This window comes from Nocardia sp. Marseille-Q1738 (assembly GCF_965283145.1).
On record NZ_CBDIMS010000001.1, the window covers coordinates 1,346,938 to 1,367,266 of the forward strand.

Below are 20,329 nucleotides of genomic sequence, written 5' to 3' on the forward strand. Positions count from 1 at the left end.
GGCACCCAAGAAGTTATTGATCCGTTAGAATCTGATGTCACTTATTTGGGCCGTCGTTAGGACGCAATTTCTCGGCCAGCCGCAGTTCTCGGCCAGCTCCACCTGTCGAGCCATGCACACGATCGTGGAGGCTCGGCTGATGGTGCTCGGTAGAGGCCAGTTTGGAAAGTGAGTGGGACATGCGTGACGCCGCTAGGTCCGGCAGTAAGCGCTGGGCGCTCGGCAACTGGGACCTGCGCTGGAAGGTGACGGCGGTACTCGCCGTGCCGCTGGCGGTCGCGGTCGGGCTCGGCGTGTCCAGGATCTCGTCGGAGTTCGCGGAATCGAACCGGCTCGCCGACATCTCCGAGAACGTGGCCGCCATCCCGGTGGTCACCGGCCTCAGCGCGCAGACCGCGACCACCGCGGCCTCGCAGATGATCTCGCTGGGGACCAACCAGTCCGTCGTGACCGATCAGAACCTCGCGGATCTGGACAAGGCGATCGCCAACGCCGAGAAGTCGATCGGCAAGCTCGACGGCGTGCCGGGCGCACGCGAGGCCATCGACAGCATGCTCACCCAGGCCAAGGGCGTGCGTGCCCAGGGCAAAGCGGTCACCACCGGCCCCCCGTCGGACACCCTCGCGCTGATCGACCGCGTCCGCAACGACAGCGTGCGCATCGTCGAGAACACGGTCGGCCAGGTCAGCGACACCGCTGTGGACGTGGCCAAACTGCGGCTGGTCGACTCGCTCAACACCCGTGCCGCTCTGGTCAACGAAGTCGCGGCCTTCCCCGAGGTGCTGCGCAGCCAGCAGGCCGGCGTACAGAGCTTCATGATCGCGGCCAACACCGAGCGGGCGCTGCTCAACGTGCTCGCGCACCGCTTCTCCGACGGCGACACCTCGATCGCCGACCTGCGCGCAGGCATCGACACCAGGATCGCGCTGCTCACCAGCCCGCAGTCCCAGGCGGGCCAGCTCCCGGTCGGTGACCTGAAGAAGTCGCTGACCGACAGCCTCGCGGTCTACGAGCACGTCGTCGGCAAGGCCACCAAGGACATCGACTCCGCGATGCAGTCGCTGGTGTCCACGGCCCAGCGCGACGCGTGGACCTATACCGCGGTCGTCATCGCGACCATCCTCGCCGCGCTCCTGCTCGCGGTGTTCGTCGCCCGCTCGATGATCGTCCCGCTGCACCGGCTGCGCTTGGCCGCGTTGCGCGTGGCCGAAAGCGACCTGCCGCAGGAGGTCGCCCAGCTCCGCAACGGCGCCGCGCCGGAAGAGGTTCCGCTGGAACCGATGCCGGTGCGCAGCACCGAGGAGATCGGCCAGCTCGCCCGCGCGGTCGACGACATCCACGGCCAGGCGCTGCGTCTGGCGAGCGAGCAGGCGAAGATGCGTTCGCAGGTCAACGACATGTTCGAGACCCTGGCGCGGCGGTCCAAGTCGCTCGTCGACCATCAGCTCACCCTCATCGAGGCGATGGAGTACGACGAGAAGGACCCGCGCCTGCTGGAAAACCTGTTCCGGCTGGACCATCTCGCGGCTCGTATGCGCCGCAACGGCGACAACCTGCTCATTCTCGCGGGTACCAGGCAGCGCCGCGCCAAGTCCGCTCCGGTCGAGATCGCCGACGTGCTGCGTGCCGCGATCTCCGAGGTCGAGGACTACGAGCGCGTGAAGCTCGGCGCCACGCCGCGCGGTTCGCTGAAAGAGCCGGCCGCCTCCGACCTCGCACACCTGTTCGCCGAGCTGTTGGACAACGCGCTGCGCGCCTCGCCGCCGGAGACCGACGTCAAGTTCACTTTCGCGCAGGCACACGACCAGGGCCTGCTCATCGAGGTCGCCGACCGTGGCATCGGTATGCCGCCCGCGGAGATGGCCGACATCAACCGGCGCCTGGAGCAGACCGCCGAGCCAGGGCCCGACACGGCCCGCCACATGGGTCTGTTCGTGGTCGGCAGGCTCGCCGAGCGGCACGGCCTCACCGTGCGGTTGCGCCCGACCTTCGACACCGCTCGCGATCCAGGCGTGACCGTGACCGTGCACGTGCCGGTCGGACTGATCGTCGCGGGTAAGCCGATCGCGGGGCAGCCCGTCACCCCGCAGCCCTCGCCGCAGCCCGTCAAGCCGCAGCGTCCGTCGGCGCCGTCGTCCATGCAGATGCGGGCGGTCACGCGCACTCCGGGGGGCAATGTCATGGTCACCGTGGATCCCGGGGTCAGCGGCCCCATTCCGGTCACCGACTCCGCGGCCCCCGCGCCCGCCGCGCCGCCCAGCGCGCCGGTTCCCACCGGTCCTGGCGGTCTGCCACAGCGGCAGCCGGGTACGTCCATGTCGTCCGGTTCGCGTTCGGACGGACAGCAGTCGGGCGCGAGCCTGCGTTCCGCGCCGGGCCAAGCGGCCGGCGGTCCCCAGCGCGGCAAGCTCGCCGCGGCCAACCTGCCCAAGCGCACTCTCGGTCCCGGCGGTCCGCCGCCGCGTCAGCCGGGTGGTCCGGCGGAGCAGGCAGGCTCGGGTCTGCCGCAGCGTGAGCCGAACTCGGGTGAACTGCCGCAGCGGCAGCCGGGCGCCGCCGGCGTGCCGCAGCCGAGCGTCGGTCTGCCGCAGCGTCAGCCGGGATCGAACGGTGTTCCGCCACGCGACGCGTCGTCGAACGGCTTGCCGCAGCGGGAGTCGGCGCTGGGTGGTTTGCCGCAGCGTGAGTCGGCTTCTGGTGGTTTGCCGCAGCGTGAGTCAGCGTCGGGCGGCTTGCCGCAGCGGGAGTCGGCGCTGGGTGGTTTGCCGCAGCGTGAGTCGGCTTCCGGTGGTTTGCCGCAGCGGGAGTCGGCGCTGGGTGGTTTGCCCCAGCGTGAGCCGGGCGCCACGAGTCTGCCGCCGCGCGAGCCGGGCGCCACTGGCTTGCCGCAGCGTCAGCCGGGGTCGAACGGTGCGCCGCAGCGTGAATCGGCGCTGGGTGGTTTGCCGCAGCGTGAGCCGGGCAGCACCGGCCTACCGCCCCGGCAGTCCGCGCCGAACCTACCTCAGCGCGACGCGACGCCCGGCGGTTTGCCGCAGCGCGATTCCGGCGCCCACAGTCTCCCGCAGCGCGAATCCGGCAACGGTTTGCCGCAGCGCGAACCGAGCTCGGGTGCGTTGCCCTCGGTCAACGGACTGCCGCGACGGGAGTCGGCCGCCGGCGGCCTGCCCCAGCGTGAGTCGGCGTCGGGCGGTTTGCCGCAGCGTGAGTCGGCGCTGGGTGGTTTGCCGCAGCGTCCGCCGGCGCCGGCGAGCCCAGCACAGCGGGAGAGCGGGTTGACCGGCCTGCCGCAGCGGCAGCCGGGCGCCCAAGCGCCGCAGCGTCAGCCCGTGCCGCCGGGAATCGGTCTGCCGCAACGCGATCGCGGTGGTCAGCATGCCGCGAGCGGTGAGCAGCCGGCCACTACGACCGGGCGTGATCCCGGCAAGCACAGCTACCGGTCCAACCCGGCGAAGACGGCCTCGTTCTTCCAGACCAGGCTGCAGCCCGCGGCCGAGTCGGACTCGTCGATGGGATCGACGCCGATCTTCGCCGAAATGATGTCGGCATGGCTGTCGGATCCCAGCTCGGATCGCTCGCAGATGGCCGCCTCCTTCGAGTCGCCGGGCGACGAAGGGTGGCAGGCGGCTCGCCGGGCGAGCGAGGCGCAGCCCGAGACGCGGACGGCTGCCGGGTTGCCGCAACGCAATCCGGGCGTAAGGCTTGTCCCGGGTGGTGTCAGCGGTGTGGCCGATCGGGCGCCGCGTCGCGATCCAGAAACGATCAGGTCCAGCTTGAGTCGTCACCAGCAGGGCGTCCGGGATGGCCGCGCAATGAGAGCAATGAACCTAACCGGAGATAAAGGAGACCGATGAACCCCGATCTAGGTGGTACGAACCGTCAGCTGGATTGGCTGGTTTCGAACTTTGCCAACGAGGTTCCTGGCGTAGCCCATGCCGTCCTGGTCTCGGCTGACGGCCTACTCATGGCCGCGAGTGCCCAGCTGCCCGTCGACCGCGCCGAACAGCTTTCGGCCGTGACGGCCGGTCTGGCCAGCCTGTCAGTCGGCGTCTCGAATCTATTCGAGGGCGGCACCGTGCTGCAGTCCGTCGTCGAGATGGAGCACGGCTACCTGCTACTCATGGCTGTCGGCGACGGTTCCTATCTCGCGGTGCTGACCAACACTTCGTGTGACATCGGTCAGGTCGGCTACGAGATGGCTCTGTTGGTCGAGCGGGTTGGCCAGACTGTTCAGGCCACGCCACGCGTCACGATGGGTTCCTGATGGTGGGATGGACATAGAAGATCACCGCGTGGGAAGCGCCGAGCCGAGCCTCGTACGCCCGTACTCGCTGACCGCGGGCCGGACCAGGCCTGCGGTCGAGTTGGCGTTGGAAGCCCTCGTCGCATCGCATCCGGTCGCCCTCGAGCGGCAGTTCGAACTGACCAACATCGAGACGTCAATCGTGGAGTTGTGCAGAGAATCGCCGTCCGTTGCCGAGGTAGCAGCCAGACTGGGTATCCCCATTGGGGTGGCCCGCGTGCTCGTAGCCGACCTGATCGAGGCCGGACACGTGCGCGTTTCGGCGACATTGAAAGACGATTCCAGCGACGATGAACGTCGCGAGCTGATCGAAAGGGTTCTCAGTGGACTCCGGCGTATTTGATTCGACGGCACAGGTCGACACCCGCACCAGCAAGCCGACATCGGCGAAGATCGTGGTCGCGGGTGGCTTCGGCGTCGGGAAGACCACGTTGGTCGGTGCCGTCTCGGAGATCGTTCCGCTGCGCACCGAGGCGTTGGTGACCAATGCCAGTGCCGGGATCGACAACCTGACCGGCATTCCGATGAAGTCCACCACCACCGTGGCGATGGACTTCGGCCGCATCAGCCTCGCCGACGATCTGGTGCTGTATCTGTTCGGCACGCCCGGCCAGTATCGATTCTGGTTCATGTGGGACGACCTGATCCGCGGCGCCATCGGCGCCGTGGTGCTGGTCGACACCCGCAGGCTGGAGGACAGCTTCGCGGCCGTCGACTACTTCGAAGCGCGCAACCTACCCTTCCTGGTGGCGCTCAACGAGTTCGACGACGCACCGCGGTACCCGATCGAGGACATTCGGCAGGCGCTCGCCGTGCCCGCCGATGTGCCGATCCTGTCCATTGATGCCCGGCGCCGGGAGCCCGCCAAGCAGGCGCTGGTGGCGCTCACCGAGTACGCCCTACGCAAGGTGATGCAGGGCTACTGAGTGCTCGCGCGGCACGCCGACGCGCCGGGTAGGGCCGGATAGGCTCGCCCGGTGCGTACTTCGGCGCGGGAGTTTCTGGGGCAACTGCTCGATACGGACTCGTTCGTCAGCTGGGACCGGCCGCCGGTGACGGTGGCCGCGACCCCGCGCTACCGCGAAGCCTTGCGGGCGGCGATGGTGGCGGCGGGTACCGATGAATCCGTGCTCACGGGGGAGGGGCTGCTGCGCGGTCGTCGCGTGGCCGTGATCGCCTGCGAGTTCGGATTTCTGGCCGGTTCGATCGGCGTCGCCGCGGCGGAGCGGATCGTCGCGGCGGTCGAGCGTGCCACCGAACTCGGGCTGCCGCTGATCGCTTCACCGACCTCCGGCGGCACCCGGATGCAAGAGGGCACCGTCGCGTTCGTGCAGATGGTGAAGATCGCCGGTGCGGTCGCGGCGCATAAATCGGGTGGTCATCCCTACCTGGTCTACCTGCGAAACCCCACGATGGGCGGCGTGTTCGCCTCGTGGGGTTCGCTGGGGCACATCACGTTCGCCGAGCCCGGTGCGCTGATCGGGTTTCTCGGCCCGCGGGTCTACCAGGCCCTGTACGGCAAACCGTTTCCGGAAGGCGTGCAGACCGCGGAGAACCTGTACCATCGCGGCGTCATCGACGGCGTGTTGCCGATACCCGTTTTTCGTCGCATCGCCCACCGCGCGCTGAGCGTGTTCAGTGGCGTCCAGCAGCCCGATTCGACTGCGCTACGAGATGCCGCCGTGCGGGCGATTGCTGCGTCTCCTCCAACGTTGCCGCCAGTGGCAGCGCCTACGGAGGCTGCGGCTCGTGATTCTATTGGGACACAACAATTCCGGCGTGCGGATTCGACGAGTCGATCCGGGGACAATCCGGTGTGGCAGTCGGTCTTGATCTCGCGGCGTCCGCAGCGGCCGGGCATTCGCGATCTCTTACGTCATGTGACGCAAAGGGTTCCGCTCAGCGGCACCGGCCAGGGTGAATCGGATCGAACCGCGGTACTCGCGCTGGGACGTTTCCGTGGGCAACCGTGCGTGGTATTCGGGCACGACCGGCGCGGTCAACAAGGCGAGAACACCATGGGTCCAGCCGCTCTGCGTGAGGCGCGGCGCAGCATGGCGCTTGCTCAGGAGTTGCGGCTGCCGCTGGTGCTGGTCATCGACACCGGGGGCGCGGCGCTCTCGAAGGAAGCCGAGGAACGGGGTCTCGCACCCGAAATCGCCCGCTGCATCGCGGATCTGGTGACGTTGGACACCCCGACCGTCTCGGTGCTGCTCGGCCAGGGCACCGGCGGTGGCGCGCTGGCGCTGCTGCCTGCCGACCGGGTACTCGCCGCAACGCACGCCTGGCTGGCTCCGCTGCCGCCGGAAGGGGCGAGCGCCATCGTGTTCCGCGACACCGACCATGCTCCGGAACTCGCTGCGGCCCAAAGGATCAGCGCCGCCGATCTGCTCGCCGACGGTGTGGTCGACCGCATCGTGCCTGAGCTTCCTGATGCCGCGGACGAGCCGGTGGACTTCGCCCGCCGAATAGTCGCGGCGATCGCGAACGAACTCGCCAACCTGCGTGCCCGGCCGGAATCGGAGGTGCTCGCTGCGCGACAGGCGCGCTACCGGAGATTGGGATTGCCCGGCGCCGCGAAGTGATCATCGCGAAGCGCCCGAACCTCCAGGTCATCCAGCAAATTGCAGGCCAACACACCCGAGCGCGTGATTGACGGTTCGCCGCCGCACTTCTACCGTCGGAATGTGACCTTCAGAAGCGAGACCAGCACCGTTCCCCCGATCGTGCTGAACGACGGGAACGTGATCCCGCAGCTCGGCTTCGGCGTGTTCCAAGTGCCCGCCGACGATGCTTTCCCGGCGGTCACCACCGCGCTCGAGGTGGGCTATCGCAGCATCGACACCGCCGCGATCTACGGGAACGAAGAGGGCACCGGTCGTGCGATCCGGGAATACGGACTGCCCCGGGACGAGATCTACGTGACGACCAAGCTGTGGAACTCCGATCAGGGCTACGACTCCACGCTGCGCGCCTTCGACGCCAGCCTGGCCCGGCTCGGCTTGGACTACCTCGACCTCTACCTCATCCACTGGCCGGTCGCCGCGGCGGGCCGGTTCATCGATACTTTCCGCGCCTTTCAGGCGCTGAAGTCGCAGGGGCGGGTCAGGTCGATCGGCGTCTCGAACTTCACGGTCGCGAACCTGCAACGGCTCATCGCCGAAACCGGCGAGATCCCGGTGGTGAACCAGATCGAGCTGCACCCCAGGTTGGCGCAGCGGGAACTGCGTGAGTTCCACGCCGCGAACGCGATCGCCACCGAGGCGTGGAGCCCGCTCGCTCAGGGCACCGTGCTCGACGACAGCACCATCACCGCGGTGGCCGCCGAAGTCGGTCGCACGCCGGCGCAGGTGATCATCCGCTGGCATTTGCAGCTGGGCAATATCGTCATCCCGAAGTCGGTCACGCCATCGCGGATCGCGGAGAACTTCGACGTGTTCGGCTTCGAGCTCACCCCGGAGCAGATGAACGCGATCACCGCGCTGGACAGCGGTTCGCGCACCGGTGCGGACCCGGATACGTTCACCGTGGACTCCCCCGCCGCACCCCCCGCCCCCCATCAACTGGGCAACTGATTTCGTGACGACATGGGTAACTCACCGGGCACGCCCAGAACCCGAGCGGCACCCAACGCAGGACCTGTACGCAAATACTGCGCCACCTAACTAGTACGGCCTAGATACTCGGAGAGGCGGGCCAGCACCAGCTGATCTTTCCTATGGCAGAGTGAAGGAACCAGACGGACGTTCAGCTGGGGAGGTCGCATGCTCGGGGTCAGCCGCGATGGTGACGTGGTCACCATCGAACTTCAGCGGGAGGAGCGCCGCAACGCGCTCAATTACGAACTCGTGACACGGCTGCGCGAAGCCGTTCTCGCCGCCGTCGCCGACCAGGCGCGGGTCATCGTGCTGACCGGGCGCGGTTCGGTCTTCTGTGCCGGCGCCGATCTGTCCGGGGTGTACTCAGGTGATTTCCTGTCCGGCCTGCTGGAGATGCTGCACGCTGTCGAATCGGCGCCGATCCCGGTGATTTCCGCGCTCAACGGCGCCGCGATCGGTGCGGGCGTGCAGCTGGCGCTCGCCTCGGATCTGCGGGTGATGGCGCCGGAGGCGTATCTCGCGATCCCGGCCGCGAAGTTGGGCATCACGGTGGACCGGTGGACCGTGCGCAGGCTGGCCGCGCTGATCGGCGGCGGTCCGGCCAGGACCGTGCTGCTCGGGGCGGAGCCGATCTCGGCCGAGGATGCCTACACCTTCGGGTTCGCCAACCGGGTCGGCGGTCTCGACGACGCGCAGGCCTGGGCGAAGCAGATCGCGGCCTTGGCGCCGCTGTCGCTGCGCCACATGAAGCTGGTGCTCAACGACGACGGGACGCGTGATCCGGACACTGCTCAGCAGCGCGCGGCGCTGGAGGCGGCATGGACGAGTGAGGACGCCAAGGAGGGACGTTTGGCCAGGCAGGAAAAGCGCGCCGCGAGGTTCGTGGGGCGATGATGGGCATTCGACGTATCGCGGGCGCCGCAGCGGGTGCGCTCGGCATCACGTGGGTGGCCCGGGCGGTGTGGGGTATCCCATCGGCGATGGGCGCTTCGATCTCGGCGATCCAGCCCTACGCGGCGGGCGCGACGAGCTACCGAAATCGTCAGTTCCACAACACCGAACCCAGTAGCCAGGTGGTCGCGGGTTCGGCTCCGTCGCTGTTGATCTCGGCACTGACCCAGCGCAACGCGGGCAGGCCGCGCGCAACCATTCCGCTGCACACTCCACGGCCGCCGAGTGCGGCGGCCGCTCTCGCCGTCACCTGGTACGGCCACGCCACGACGCTCATCGAGATCGACGGGTACCGGATCCTCACCGATCCGGTCTGGAGCGAACGGGTTTCGCCCTCGGCGCTGGTCGGGCCCGCACGCATGCACCCGGTGCCGCAGCCGCTGTCCGAGCTGCCCCCGGTCGACGCGGTGATCATCTCGCACGACCACTACGACCACCTGGACAAGGAGACCGTCCGGGAACTGGTGGTTGGGCAGAGCGCGCCTTTTCTCGTGCCGGTCGGCATCGGCGCGCACCTGCGGCACTGGGGTGTCCCGGAGGATCGGATCGTCGAATTGGATTGGGGTGCTTCCGTCTCGCTCGCCGGACTGGGCCGGGATCGGGACGGCACGGATCTGACCCTCACCTGCACCGAGGCGCGGCATTTCTCCGGACGCGGCCTGCTCCGCAACACCACACTCTGGGCTTCGTGGTCGATCGTCGGTCCGACGCGGCGGGTCTACTTCGGCGGCGACACCGGATACACGAAGGCGTTCGCCGCGGCGGGCGCGGCGCTCGGTCCGTTCGACCTGACGCTGCTGCCCATCGGCGCCTACGACGCGCGCTGGCCGGACGTGCATATGAACCCCGAAGAGGCGGTCCGGGCGCACGCCGATCTGTGCGCCGGCGATCCCGGCCACGGGCTGCTCGTGCCGATCCACTGGGCGACCTTCAACCTCGCCTTCCACGGCTGGTCGGAGCCGGTCCGGCGGATGGTGGCGGCGGCCAGGTCGGCGGGTACCTCCGTCGCGGTACCGATGCCGGGTCAGCGTGTGGACCCGATGAGCGCGCCCCCTGGGGATTCCTGGTGGGAGAATGTTGGTTGAACGACTCCGGCTAGTTGGCTACAGGAAGGATGGACGGCGATGAGTTTCGCGGACACGCTCAAAGGCCTGGTCGGCAAGGGGAAGGACGCGGCGGCCAAGAACGCCGACAAGATCAACCACGGGATCGACAAGGCCGGTGACTTCATCGACCAGAAGACGCACGGCAAGTACACGGACAAGATCGCCAAAGGCAAGGAGGCCGCCAAGAAGGTGGTCCCGCCGGATCAGTCCGGGCCGCACGCCTGAGCCGACGGCGGAGACCGTCGTGGGGTCTCCGCCGCTACACTGCGAATATGGTGGCCCGCCGCGAGTTCGGTGGTATCGAGGTTGAGCTGAGCAACCTCGACAAGGTGCTGTACCCGGCCACCGGCACCACCAAAGGCGAAGTCATCGCCTACTATTCGGCGATCTCACCCGCCATGCTGCCGCACATCGCGGGACGAGCGGTCACCCGGAAGCGCTGGCCCAATGGGGTGGACGAGCCGTCCTTCTTCGAGAAGAATCTCGCGTCGCACGCACCGTCGTGGGTGGAGCGTCGTACGATGCGCCATTCCGACCGCAAGGTCGTCTACCCGCTGATCGATTCCGAGGCCGGTCTGGCCTGGGTCGGTCAGCAAGCGGCGCTGGAAGTCCATGTGCCGCAATGGCGTTTCGACGACGATCGGATGGGTCCGGCGACCAGGTTGGTCTTCGACCTGGATCCGGGCGAAGGAGCGGGCCTCGCCGAATGCGCCGAGGTAGCGCTCATGCTGCGCGACATGGTCGAGGGGATCGGGTTGCATGCGTTCCCGGTCACCAGCGGCAGCAAGGGCATTCACCTCTACGTGCCCTTGGATCGGGAACTCAGCCCGGATGGCGCGTCCACCGTGGCCAAGCAGGTGGCCACGAATCTGCAACGGCTGCATCCGGATCTGGTCACCGCGACGATGGCGAAATCGGCTCGGGGCGGGAAGGTCTTCCTGGACTGGAGTCAGAACAACCCGGCCAAGACCACCATCGCGCCTTACTCGATGCGCGGGCGGCAGCAGCCGAACGTCGCCGCGCCACGTAGCTGGAAGGAGATCGAGAACCCCAAGAAGCTGCGGCACTTGCGGTTCGACGAGGTACTCGCCAGGTACCGGGCGGATGGCGATCTGCTCGCGGAGCTGGACCCACCGCTAGCGCAGGGCGACTCGGAGCGGAGCGGTTCGGACGCGTTGACGAAGTACCGGTCGATGCGGGACCCGACCCGTACGCCCGAGCCGGTACCGCCCGAGCCCCCCGAGCCGGGCGCGAACAACCGTTATGTGGTGCAGGAGCACCGTGCGCGCCGGCTGCACTGGGACGTGCGGCTGGAGCGCGACGGGGTGCTGGTGTCCTGGGCGGTGCCGAAGGGGCCGCCCACCTCGCCGGATCAGAACCGGCTCGCGGTGCACACCGAGGACCATCCGCTGGAGTATCTCGATTTCCATGGCGCCATCCCGAAGGGCGAGTACGGCGCCGGCGAAATGACGATCTGGGATTCCGGCACCTACGACACGGAGAAATGGCGTGACGACGAGGTCATCATCCAGTTCCACGGCAAGCGTTTGACCGGGCGGTATGCGCTGATCCAGACCAACGGCAACCAGTGGCTGATGCACCTGATGCGTGCGCAGAACGGCGCCGAGGATCGGGACGAGCCCGGTGCCGGGCGGATCATCCGGCCGTCGAGCGCGTCTTCGCCGCTTCCGCGCGGGCTGGCGCCGATGCTGGCGACACCAGGAGACGTCGCCGAGCTCGACGCCGACGAGTGGTGCTTCGAGACGAAGTGGGACGGGTTCCGGCTGATCGCCGAGATCGATTCCGGTGCGATCACCTTGCGCAGCCGGGCGGGGAACGTGGTCACCGATCGCTATCCCGGGATCGCGGTGTTGGCGCGGGAACTCTCCGGGCACAGCGTGGTGTTGGACGGTGAGGCGGTGGTCTTCGACGATCACGGCGTCGCCAATCTCGGTCTGCTGCAGGCCGGTGCGGCGCGAGCGGTGTTCGTCGCCTTCGACGTGCTGTATCTGGACGGCACCTCCCTGGTACGCAAAAGATATTCCGATCGCCGCCGAGTGCTGGAGGCACTGGCCGCGAACGCCCCCTCGATAGTGGTGCCGCCGCGACTGGACGGGCCGGGTGCGGCGGCGCTGCGCTACAGCCAGCAGCACGGCTTGGAGGGTGTGGTCGCCAAACGCAAGGATTCGGTGTACCTGCCGGGCAAGCGCGGGCATTCCTGGGTGAAGCAGCGCAATTGGCGTACCCAGCAGGTGTTGATCGGCGGCTGGCGGCGTAGCGGGGCACGGAATTTCAAATCTCTGCTGGTCGGCATTCCGCACGACGGGCGGTTGTACTACGTGGGGCGGGTCGGTACCGGTTTCAGTGAGCCGGACATGCGGGATCTGGCCGCCCGGCTGCGCAAGCTGGAACGAAAGACCTCTCCGTTCGACAACGACCTCACCGCCGAGGAGCGCAAGGAGGCGGTGTGGGTGACGCCGAAACTCGGCGGCAGCGTGCGGTTCATGAATTGGACCGAGGCGGGACGGTTGTGGCACCCGGCGTGGGTCGGCGAGGCACCGGGCGTGCGTGACGCTAGCCCGCGAGCAGTGGGGTGATGGTCGCGATATCGGTCACCAACGCGTGGCCTTGGAATTCGAAGTCATCGTAGGCGCGCGCCATAGCCGCTTTGTCCCGGCCGCCACAAGCATCGCTGATCACCACCGGGACGAAACCGAGATCGGTGGAGTGCGTCACTGTGGGGGCGATGCCGATCTCCAGCGCGACGCCCGCGATCGCGTAGGCGCCGATGCGCAGGTCGCGCAGCATCGAGGCGAGTGGGGTGCCCTCGAACGCCGACATCGACGTCTTGTCGAACACCACCTCGTCCTCGCGCGGCCGCAGTTCGGGGACCAGCTCGAAGGCCGGAGTGTCGCGCTGCAGGATGAACCGCACCTTGTCCACCGAGTCCACCTGCTGCCAGTTCATCGCCATGCGCAGCGCGAAGGCGCCGCTGAGGCGCTCGGGCAGGAAGAAATGGCGCAGGAAGACCACCGGGTAGCCACCGGAGCGCGCCGCGTCGACCACCTGCACCACGCGTTCGATGATCTCCGGGCCGTCCGGCAGCTGGCCGAGCACGCCGACCTGCATGTCGTAGACGAGTACCGCCATCCGGTCCGGGGCGCACACGTCGGCGAGCCCTTCGGGGATGTCCAGTCCGTTGCCATGCCGCATGCTCGGCTACTCCTGTTCGTCGCGCCCGCGCTGCGGGCTGGCGGTACCTGTCGGTTATTCGATTGCGCTAGGGGCTTTTTCGGATCACTGTAGCCAGCCGCGGCGGACATCCGCGGCGATGGGTATGACCTCCGATCGACCGTTGCCGGGCGGATGATACGGCAGTAGCGTTGATGACCAGAGGCGGGAGTGAGTCGGCGCCGACGGCACCCGCGCACTGTGGCCTCGCTGGAGTGGGGAGGCCCTGATGAAGGATATTCACGCTGCGCCTGTCACCGAGCAGACGCGTAATCGCCCTGCGCGCGCGGCCGTTCTGCGCGCCATGCTATCCGCCCTGGTCGTTCTGATTCTCGGTTGGGGCTGCCTTCCCGCGGCGTCCGCCGAGCTGCCGCCCCCGGACCACGACCCGTTCTACGCGGCCCCCGCCGACCTCGGCTCGTTCTGGAACGGCGCTGTTCTCGACGCGCGTCCGATCGCGTTGTTCGGCCTGCCCCTGCCGATTTCGGCATGGCAGGTGAAGTATCGGACCACCGACTCCAGCGACCGCCCCGCGGCCTATGTGGCGACCGTGCTGGTGCCGATGCTGCCGTGGCTCGGCCCTGGAGCGCGGCCGTTGCTGTCGTATCAGGTCCCCGAGGACAGTCTCGGCACCCGGTGCGCGCCGTCCTACGCGCTGCGCGGAGGCTGGGATACCGGCGCGGTCAATACGCTGATCGATACGCCGTTCATGGCGGAGGCGCTTCGGCGCGGGTGGGCGCTCGTGGTCAGCGATTACGAGGGACCGCAGTCCCGGTTCCTGGACGGGGTCAACTCCGGACGCGGTGTGCTGGATGGCATCCGGGCCGCCCGCGACTTCCCTGCGGCCGGACTCGGACCCGGCACTCCTGTTGGCGCCTGGGGTTATTCGGGCGGGGCTTTCGCCACGCTGTGGGCCGCGCAGCTACAGCCGGAGTACGCGCCGGACGTTCGGTTCGCCGGCATCACCTCGGGTGGCGTTCCGGCGGATTGGCCGGCGATCGCCCGCCGCGCGGACGGCACCGTGCAGGCCGGGCTGGCATTGCTCATCCTGTTCGCCATCGCCCGCAACGATCCCGGCGCGGGCGTGCTGGAGTTGCTCAACGATCGTGGGCAGGCGGCGCTGATCGAAAACAGCGCTGCCTGTGGGTCCGATCTCGTGCCCAAGTACCTCGGGGCGCGCGTTGGCGACTTCACCACGGTTCCGGACCTCCTGTCGCATCCGGCCTTTCTGGCCGCCACCGACGCACAGGAACTCGGCGGCAGCGCGCCGACCGTGCCGACCTACCTGTACCACAGCATCACCGACGACGTGATTCCCGTGGCGGGATTCACCGACCTGATCGGTCGTTACTGCGCCCAGGGAGCGAACCTCACTTCGGTGCACTCGATGCTGCCCACCCACAATCCGGCGGCGATCGGCGAGGCGCCGGGGGCGATGAACTTTCTCGCGGACCGGTTCGCGGGGATACCGGTCGCTCCCGGGTGTCATTCGCGATAGGTGGGATCGGCGAGTCAGTTCTGTGGACGGCCGGTGGTGTCCATCCACTTGGTGGTCCCCGGTGCGGCGTTGAGCGTGCTGAGCAGGTCGATGCCTGCGACGATCAGGGTCGGTCCACCGGCGACGATGGTGCCGATGATGGCGCCGATGCCGGCACCCGCGACGACACTCGCGATCACGGTGGGACCGCCGATGATTCCGGTGAGCCCGACCAGCGCGCCGATCACCGTGCCGATGAAACCGCCGACAGCGGTGGCGATGCCGAACTGCGAAAGAAACGCGTTCATCGCCTGCTGGTTCTCATATGGCGACGCGACCGCCGTGGCGGCCGGACGCGCCTGCGCCGCGTCCTTGACGACGGCCAACTCGAGTACTCGGCCCGCGTCACGCACGGCGTGCGGCATGGGGTACTCGAGCCCGTCCTGGCGGAAGGCCAGTGGCAGTGTGAGCGCGACATTTCCGGATTCGTCCTTGATGTCGACGGCGTCGCCGCGCACGTCGAACGTGCCCGCGGTGAGCGTCGTGACGATCCGGTTCCCGATCAGCCGCGCCTCGTACCCGATATTCGGGACCGGCGCCGTGGCCGGTTCCGCATGCGCGGCGCCCGCACCGACCGTTAGCGCCGCGACGAGTGGCACAACCGCGGCGGTGACTTTCCGGAGAATCATTTCCCTGGTTTCCAATCTTCATCAGGTTTGTAGCAAAGAGAACGCGGAACGCGCTGAAATTCCTTCCCCCACTGGCGCGTACATCCGTGATGTGATCCAGAAGACAGCTACTTCCGAGTGATAACTGTACTGCGAGCGGAAGAGTTTAGATCACGAATTGAGAGGGTAATCTTTCATCTTTTTCCGCGCTCGATCCAGTTATAGCTCATGGCTATTCGGTGGTTGAGGTTCTCGCAGAACCGGTCAGCGCCATCCTGGCATCGCGGCGTTGTCTCGCGTCCAGCGTGCCATCGACCTGCCCACCTCGGTTCGGCGCATACCGGCGCCATGAATTTCGTCAGAAACCGAGATGGATAGCAATCAGCCAGCATCTGGTATGGACCCCGCTCGCCACAGGTGCGGCTGGAAACTCACTCGAGGCATCGTGAAACCGAACGCTTTCCCTTTTAGCGGCCGGGGGAGCCTGCCTTTCAGTCGGCCCGGGGTGACGGCATGCCCGGCATTTCCGGTACTCAGACCAGCAGGTGCAGGGCAACGGCGCCGAGGCAGGCCGCGACGACCACGGCTAGCGCGAAGGCGTCGCGACGGCCGGGAGAGCCCGGATGGGCGGTGAGTTCACCGGTTCCGCCACGGGCGGTGATCGCCTCGCCGAGTTCACCGGCGCGGCGGGTGGAGACCGCCATCGACGCGGTGAGGATATCGATGAGGGGGTTGTCGGCGGCGCGATACAGCAGGCTGTCTTTGGGACGGAGACGGCGGGCCGCGCGCAGGACCCGGATTTCCTCGATGAGCAGGGGAAGACCGCGGAGGGTCAGTGCGACGACGACGGCCCATTCGTCCACGGGGACCCGGAGTTTGCGCAACGGCGCGCCCAATTTGGCCAGCGCGGGTGCGATCTCGCCCATCGGCGTGGTCCACGCGATGAGGAACGAGGCGGAGACCACGATCAAACCGAACGTGACAACCTGCGCGTAGCGCAGCACCGCCGTGCCGCCGACCGGCACGTTGATCAGTGCTCCGACCGCGAGCAGCGCCCAGAACCACCACGACAGACGCGGCAACGTGCCGAGCGGCAACCGGGCGGCCACGCCGACGAAGACCAGGAAGACGATCATCACGCCGAGCACCGGCCAGGACGGCAGGAACATCAGCAACAGACTGATCAGGAAAACCCCGATCATCTTGGTACCCGCCCACAGCCGGTGCACCGGACTGTCGACGGGAACTCGGCGCAACAGCACCGCACTCATCGGGAACCTCCGTGCTCCAGTCGCCACGCCGCGTCGCCGGGCGGACGCAGCGCGGCGGGCCGGGAGTCGGCGGACGCGCCGGCGTTGCTCGGGATGGCTTCCCTCGCGGACTCGGCCGCCAGAATGCGTCCGGACCGCAGTTGCACCGTGCGGTCGCACACCGCTGCCATGTCGGCCACGTCGTGCGAGATGACGATCAGCGTCAGCCCGGAATCACGCAGCTGCGCAAGCAGTTCCACGATATCCGCCCGGCCCTCCGGGTCGAGCCCGGCGAGCGGCTCGTCGAGCACGACCACCTGCGGATGACTGGCCACGATCGCCGCCAGCACCACCCGTTTGGCCTGGCCGCCGCTGAGCTCCTCGATGGAGCGGGCGGCCAGCGAGCGGTCCAGCCCTACCGCGTCCAGCGCCCGCCCGACCGCGCCCGAGCCGGTCGCCCGACCGCCCCAGTCCGCGATCTCCGCGCCGACGGTCTGTTTCTGCAACTGCAGGCGGGAGTATTGGAATGCCAGCTCCACCCGCCCGATCTGCTTGGTGATCGGCTTGCCGCGCAGTTCACAACGACCGGAACTCGGCTCGATCAGCCCGGCCATGATCCAGGCGAGAGTGGATTTGCCCGATCCGTTGCCGCCGACCACCAGCAGCGCTTCGCCGCGCCGGACCGACAGATCGACGCCATGCAGGGCAGCCGCTTCCCAGGGGGTCGCGCGGTTGTAGGTGTGCCCGACGTCGCGCAGCTCGAGGATCGGCTCGCCGATCGGCCTGCGCCGCGCGTCGCGCACCGGGCGCGGCCACGCGGGCAGGTGCGCCACGGAGCGGCCTGCGGCCAAGTGGACGACGCGGTCGGCCGCGGCGGCGTCGGCTTCGTGATGGGTGACCAGCACCACGGCCATCGGGTGTCGCTTCGGCAGCGCAGCGAGCAGTTCCACGAGTTCGCGGCGCCCGTCCGGATCGATCATCGAGGTCGCCTCGTCGGCGATCAGCAGCGCGGGGCGGCGGGCCAGCGCCGCGGCGACGGCCAAGCGCTGCTGCTGCCCGCCGGACAGCGTGGCGGTCTCCTTGCCGCCCATCCCGGCGAGCCCGACTTCGCCGAGCAATCCCTCCACATCCACGTCGGCGGCGAGTTCGGGCGGCAAACCCCAGACCACGTCATCGGCGACGAGCACGCCCAAGGTCTGGCTCTCCGGCCGCTGCATCACCAGCGCCGTTCCACCCAGGCGCCCGAGCCCGGCCGACCCGGGACGCAGCACCGATCCCGAGGTGGGCGGCAGGCCGGCGAGCAACCGCGTCAACGTCGACTTGCCCGATCCGTTGTGCCCCACCACCGCGACGAATTCGCCGACACCGACGGTCAGGTCGATGTCGCGCAGTGCGTCGTGCGCCGCGCCGGGATAGCGGAATCCGGCGCCGCGCAGCGTGACCGGTAGCGGTGCGATGGGCCGGTCGTCGTGCGGCGCGTCGAGCCGGTCCCGTCCGGGCAGCCAGGCGAGCCGGTCCAGCACCGAGCCGAGCACGTACCAGGAGAACAGCCCGGTGGCGACCATGCCCAGTGCGACGCTGCCACCGACCCACGCCCACCACCAGCGCAGTACGGAGTCGGCCAGGTCGGCCGCGGCCTGCCCGAGCGGTTCCAGCTGCGCCTGGCGTGCGGCGAGTTCCTGGATACCGCGTGCGGCGTTGCGGATGTTGTCGAACAGCAGGTTGCGCGCCGCCGAGAGCAGCAGCAGCGATCCGACGGCGAAGGCCGCCCAGGCCAGGCCGGTCAGCAGTGCGAGGCCGGACACCGCCACGACACCGCCGCCGCGCCGCTTGACGATGCCGATGATGCCGCCCGTCGTCGCCGAGGCGACCAACCCGGTCGCGGGCACCATGCCGGCCGCGACGAAGGTGACCAGCGTGGCGGCGATGGTCGCGGTAACCAACGTGCGCAGCCGGTAGCGGTGCGCGATCAGCCCCATGGGTACGGCGGCGACCAGCTGCAGAGCGGCCGCGAACGGAATCACCGATCCGATGGTGACCAACCCGACGGTGGCCCCGCCGAGCACGGCGCCGGTGGCCAACTCGATCGGGCGCAGCGGTCCCCGCTCAGCCGGTTCGCCCGCATGGGCCAGTCCACTCACAGCACAAGTCTGCCAGCCTTGCGAGCAACGTCGGGTTTCAGCGAATTCGCGCAGTTCAGCGGTGCTCGGTCGATCAGGAGACCGGTGTGAGGGTGTAGTGCGCGGGGTCGAGGTGGCGGGTGCGGCGGCGGTAGCTGGTCTGCGAGCCGGGCCAGTTGTTGGTGATGCGGCCCGCGGAGTTGCGGTACCAGCTGGAGCAGAAGTTCCATGGCGTGCGGGCCAGCCGTTGCTGGAGGGCGGTGTTGTAGCGCTGCTCCACATCCGCGCGCACGTCCAGGCAGTGGCCGGGGTGGTCGGCGAGCAACTGGACGGCCTGACGGATGTAGCGGGTCTGCGACTCGATCATGTAGATGATGGAGCCGACGCCGAGATTGGTGTTCGGCCCGTAGACCAGGAACAAGTTCGGAAAATCCGGCACCGCGATGCCGCAGTAAGCGTGCGCGCCGTCGGCCCAGGCGTCCGACAGCTTGCGGCCCGCGCGACCGTGGATATTCATCGGCCAGAGGAATTCGGTGCCCTTGAAGCCGGTGCCGTAGATGATCACGTCCACCTCGTGCACCACCCCGTCCGCGGTGCGCAGGCCCTCGCGGACGATCTCGGTGATCGGGGTGGTCTCCACCCGCACGTTCGGCCGGGTCAGCGCCGGATAGTAGTCGTTGGAGAACAGGACGCGCTTGCAACCGATCGGGTAGTCCGGGGTGAGCTTGTCCCGCAGATGCGGGTCATCGACCTGCTTGGCCAGGTGCCAGGCGGCGATGCGGGCCACGATCCGCGTGATCGCGGGTAGCTCGACCAGCCCCAGCGAGAAGAATTCGGCGATCGACCACCAGCCGAACCGTTCGATCAGCAGCGCCCCCGGCACCCGGGCGAACAGGCGGTGCTGGATCGGCGAGTAGTCGGTGTCGAATTTCGGGATCACCCAGGCGGGGGTGCGCTGGAACAGCGTCAGGTGCGCGACTTCGGGCTGAATTTCCGGGATGAACTGAATGGCGCTGGCCCCGGTGCCGACGCAGGCGACGCGTTTGCCGGTGAGATCGACGTCGTGGTCCCATTCGGCCGAATGGAACGACGGGCCCGCGAAGCTGTCCAGGCCCGGGATGGCTGGCATGGCCGGGCGGGACAGCTGGCCGACCGCCGAGATCAGCACGTCCACGATCCGGGTCTCCCCGTCGGCGGTGCGGACCGTCCAGTGGCCGGTGGCGTCGTCGAATTCCGCGTCGGTCACGGTGGTATCGAACCGGATCGCGTCGAGCACGCCGTGCCGCTCGGCGACGCCGCGCAGGTAATCGTGGATGGCGGCGCGCCCCGAGTACCGCTGCGGCCAGTCCGGCTTCGGTTCGAACGAGTACGAGTACAGCGGTGACGGCACGTCGCAGGCGGCGCCGGGGTAGGTGTTCTCCCACCACACGCCGCCGAGGTCGCTCGCGCGCTCGACGAGGGTGATGTCGTCGAAACCGTTGCGGCGCAACTCGATCGCCATCCCGATGCCGCCGAAGCCCGCGCCGATGATGAGGATCGATGGCCGATCGCGCGCTGTCACGGGCACCACACTCCTCACTCCGACCGTAGATGACTCCACTGTAGGAGCCCCCGGTCCGCCGTA

At 68.3% G+C, this 20,329-nt stretch carries 16 protein-coding genes; 11 read left to right on the plus strand and 5 right to left on the minus strand.

Annotated features, from left to right (window positions below; translation table 11 throughout):
• The first annotated feature begins 179 nt into the window (after positions 1-179).
• The 10 genes from ACWPXK_RS06190 (at position 180) to ACWPXK_RS06235 (ending at position 12,556) form a co-directional block, all read left to right on the plus strand.
• Positions 180-3,854 carry an ATP-binding protein gene (locus tag ACWPXK_RS06190; RefSeq protein ID WP_454195004.1) on the plus strand — a complete coding sequence of 1,225 codons (3,675 nt, stop codon included), beginning with the start codon at positions 180-182 and terminating at the stop codon, positions 3,852-3,854.
• Complete coding sequence (locus ACWPXK_RS06195; protein ID WP_011207200.1) at positions 3,851-4,264, plus strand: roadblock/LC7 domain-containing protein; 414 nt, start codon at positions 3,851-3,853, stop codon at positions 4,262-4,264. Before ACWPXK_RS06190 ends, ACWPXK_RS06195 begins: the two co-directional genes overlap by 4 nt.
• Before the next feature lie 7 nt (positions 4,265-4,271).
• A complete protein-coding gene (locus ACWPXK_RS06200; RefSeq protein ID WP_014981573.1) occupies positions 4,272-4,646 on the plus strand; it encodes a DUF742 domain-containing protein in 375 nt (124 codons plus the stop codon).
• Complete coding sequence (locus ACWPXK_RS06205) at positions 4,627-5,229, plus strand: GTP-binding protein (RefSeq protein WP_174371998.1); 603 nt, start codon at positions 4,627-4,629, stop codon at positions 5,227-5,229. Before ACWPXK_RS06200 ends, ACWPXK_RS06205 begins: the two co-directional genes overlap by 20 nt.
• A 51-nt stretch (positions 5,230-5,280) precedes the next feature.
• Positions 5,281-6,888: a carboxyl transferase domain-containing protein gene (locus tag ACWPXK_RS06210; protein ID WP_454195005.1), complete on the plus strand. Its 1,608-nt coding sequence runs from the start codon at positions 5,281-5,283 to the stop codon at positions 6,886-6,888.
• A 102-nt stretch (positions 6,889-6,990) separates the two neighbouring features.
• Positions 6,991-7,878, plus strand: a complete 888-nt coding sequence (locus ACWPXK_RS06215) for an aldo/keto reductase (protein ID WP_454195006.1) — start codon at positions 6,991-6,993, stop codon at positions 7,876-7,878.
• Positions 7,879-8,067: 189 nt separating this feature from the next.
• The gene (locus ACWPXK_RS06220; protein WP_454195007.1) at positions 8,068-8,796 is read left to right on the plus strand and encodes an enoyl-CoA hydratase; all 729 of its coding nucleotides are present in this window, start codon (positions 8,068-8,070) and stop codon (positions 8,794-8,796) included.
• The gene (locus ACWPXK_RS06225; RefSeq protein WP_454195008.1) at positions 8,796-9,938 is read left to right on the plus strand and encodes an MBL fold metallo-hydrolase; all 1,143 of its coding nucleotides are present in this window, start codon (positions 8,796-8,798) and stop codon (positions 9,936-9,938) included. Before ACWPXK_RS06220 ends, ACWPXK_RS06225 begins: the two co-directional genes overlap by 1 nt.
• 39 nt (positions 9,939-9,977) lie before the next feature.
• Positions 9,978-10,184: an antitoxin gene (locus ACWPXK_RS06230; protein WP_454195009.1), complete on the plus strand. Its 207-nt coding sequence runs from the start codon at positions 9,978-9,980 to the stop codon at positions 10,182-10,184.
• Positions 10,185-10,231: 47 nt separating this feature from the next.
• The gene (locus ACWPXK_RS06235; RefSeq protein WP_454195010.1) at positions 10,232-12,556 is read left to right on the plus strand and encodes an ATP-dependent DNA ligase; all 2,325 of its coding nucleotides are present in this window, start codon (positions 10,232-10,234) and stop codon (positions 12,554-12,556) included.
• Here the strand turns inward: ACWPXK_RS06235 and ACWPXK_RS06240 are convergent.
• Positions 12,534-13,172: a cysteine hydrolase family protein gene (locus ACWPXK_RS06240; RefSeq protein ID WP_454195011.1), complete on the minus strand. Its 639-nt coding sequence runs from the start codon at positions 13,170-13,172 to the stop codon at positions 12,534-12,536. The genes ACWPXK_RS06235 and ACWPXK_RS06240 overlap by 23 nt on opposite strands.
• A gap of 247 nt (positions 13,173-13,419) precedes the next feature.
• Between ACWPXK_RS06240 and ACWPXK_RS06245 the strand changes: the two genes are divergently transcribed.
• Positions 13,420-14,688, plus strand: a complete 1,269-nt coding sequence (locus ACWPXK_RS06245; protein ID WP_454195012.1) for a lipase family protein — start codon at positions 13,420-13,422, stop codon at positions 14,686-14,688.
• Between the two features lie 14 nt (positions 14,689-14,702).
• Here ACWPXK_RS06245 and ACWPXK_RS06250 read toward each other — a convergent pair whose 3' ends face one another.
• The 4 genes from ACWPXK_RS06250 to ACWPXK_RS06265 form a co-directional block, all read right to left on the minus strand.
• The gene (locus ACWPXK_RS06250; protein ID WP_454195013.1) at positions 14,703-15,356 is read right to left on the minus strand and encodes an ammonium transporter; all 654 of its coding nucleotides are present in this window, start codon (positions 15,354-15,356) and stop codon (positions 14,703-14,705) included.
• Positions 15,357-15,868: 512 nt separating this feature from the next.
• Positions 15,869-16,606: an energy-coupling factor transporter transmembrane component T family protein gene (locus ACWPXK_RS06255; protein ID WP_454195014.1), complete on the minus strand. Its 738-nt coding sequence runs from the start codon at positions 16,604-16,606 to the stop codon at positions 15,869-15,871.
• The gene (locus ACWPXK_RS06260) at positions 16,603-18,726 is read right to left on the minus strand and encodes an ATP-binding cassette domain-containing protein (RefSeq protein WP_454195015.1); all 2,124 of its coding nucleotides are present in this window, start codon (positions 18,724-18,726) and stop codon (positions 16,603-16,605) included. The genes ACWPXK_RS06255 and ACWPXK_RS06260 overlap by 4 nt, the downstream gene beginning before the upstream one ends.
• Positions 18,727-18,799: 73 nt before the next feature.
• Positions 18,800-20,266: a flavin-containing monooxygenase gene (locus tag ACWPXK_RS06265; RefSeq protein WP_454195016.1), complete on the minus strand. Its 1,467-nt coding sequence runs from the start codon at positions 20,264-20,266 to the stop codon at positions 18,800-18,802.
• Between the last annotated feature and the right edge of the window lie 63 nt (positions 20,267-20,329).

What these genes read in the sequence shown, in the direction of transcription:
- ACWPXK_RS06190 (WP_454195004.1), top strand. Translation starts at nt 180, where the DNA reads ATGCGTGACGCCGCTAGGTCCGGCAGTAAGCGCTGGGCGCTCGGCAAC.
- ACWPXK_RS06195 (WP_011207200.1), top strand. Translation starts at nt 3,851, where the DNA reads ATGAACCCCGATCTAGGTGGTACGAACCGTCAGCTGGATTGGCTGGTT.
- ACWPXK_RS06200 (WP_014981573.1), top strand. Translation starts at nt 4,272, where the DNA reads ATGGACATAGAAGATCACCGCGTGGGAAGCGCCGAGCCGAGCCTCGTA.
- ACWPXK_RS06220 (WP_454195007.1), top strand. Translation starts at nt 8,068, where the DNA reads ATGCTCGGGGTCAGCCGCGATGGTGACGTGGTCACCATCGAACTTCAG.
- ACWPXK_RS06225 (WP_454195008.1), top strand. Translation starts at nt 8,796, where the DNA reads ATGGGCATTCGACGTATCGCGGGCGCCGCAGCGGGTGCGCTCGGCATC.
- ACWPXK_RS06230 (WP_454195009.1), top strand. Translation starts at nt 9,978, where the DNA reads ATGAGTTTCGCGGACACGCTCAAAGGCCTGGTCGGCAAGGGGAAGGAC.
- ACWPXK_RS06235 (WP_454195010.1), top strand. Translation starts at nt 10,232, where the DNA reads ATGGTGGCCCGCCGCGAGTTCGGTGGTATCGAGGTTGAGCTGAGCAAC.
- ACWPXK_RS06240 (WP_454195011.1), bottom strand. Translation starts at nt 13,172, where the DNA reads ATGCGGCATGGCAACGGACTGGACATCCCCGAAGGGCTCGCCGACGTG.
- ACWPXK_RS06245 (WP_454195012.1), top strand. Translation starts at nt 13,420, where the DNA reads ATGAAGGATATTCACGCTGCGCCTGTCACCGAGCAGACGCGTAATCGC.
- ACWPXK_RS06250 (WP_454195013.1), bottom strand. Translation starts at nt 15,356, where the DNA reads ATGATTCTCCGGAAAGTCACCGCCGCGGTTGTGCCACTCGTCGCGGCG.
- ACWPXK_RS06255 (WP_454195014.1), bottom strand. Translation starts at nt 16,606, where the DNA reads ATGAGTGCGGTGCTGTTGCGCCGAGTTCCCGTCGACAGTCCGGTGCAC.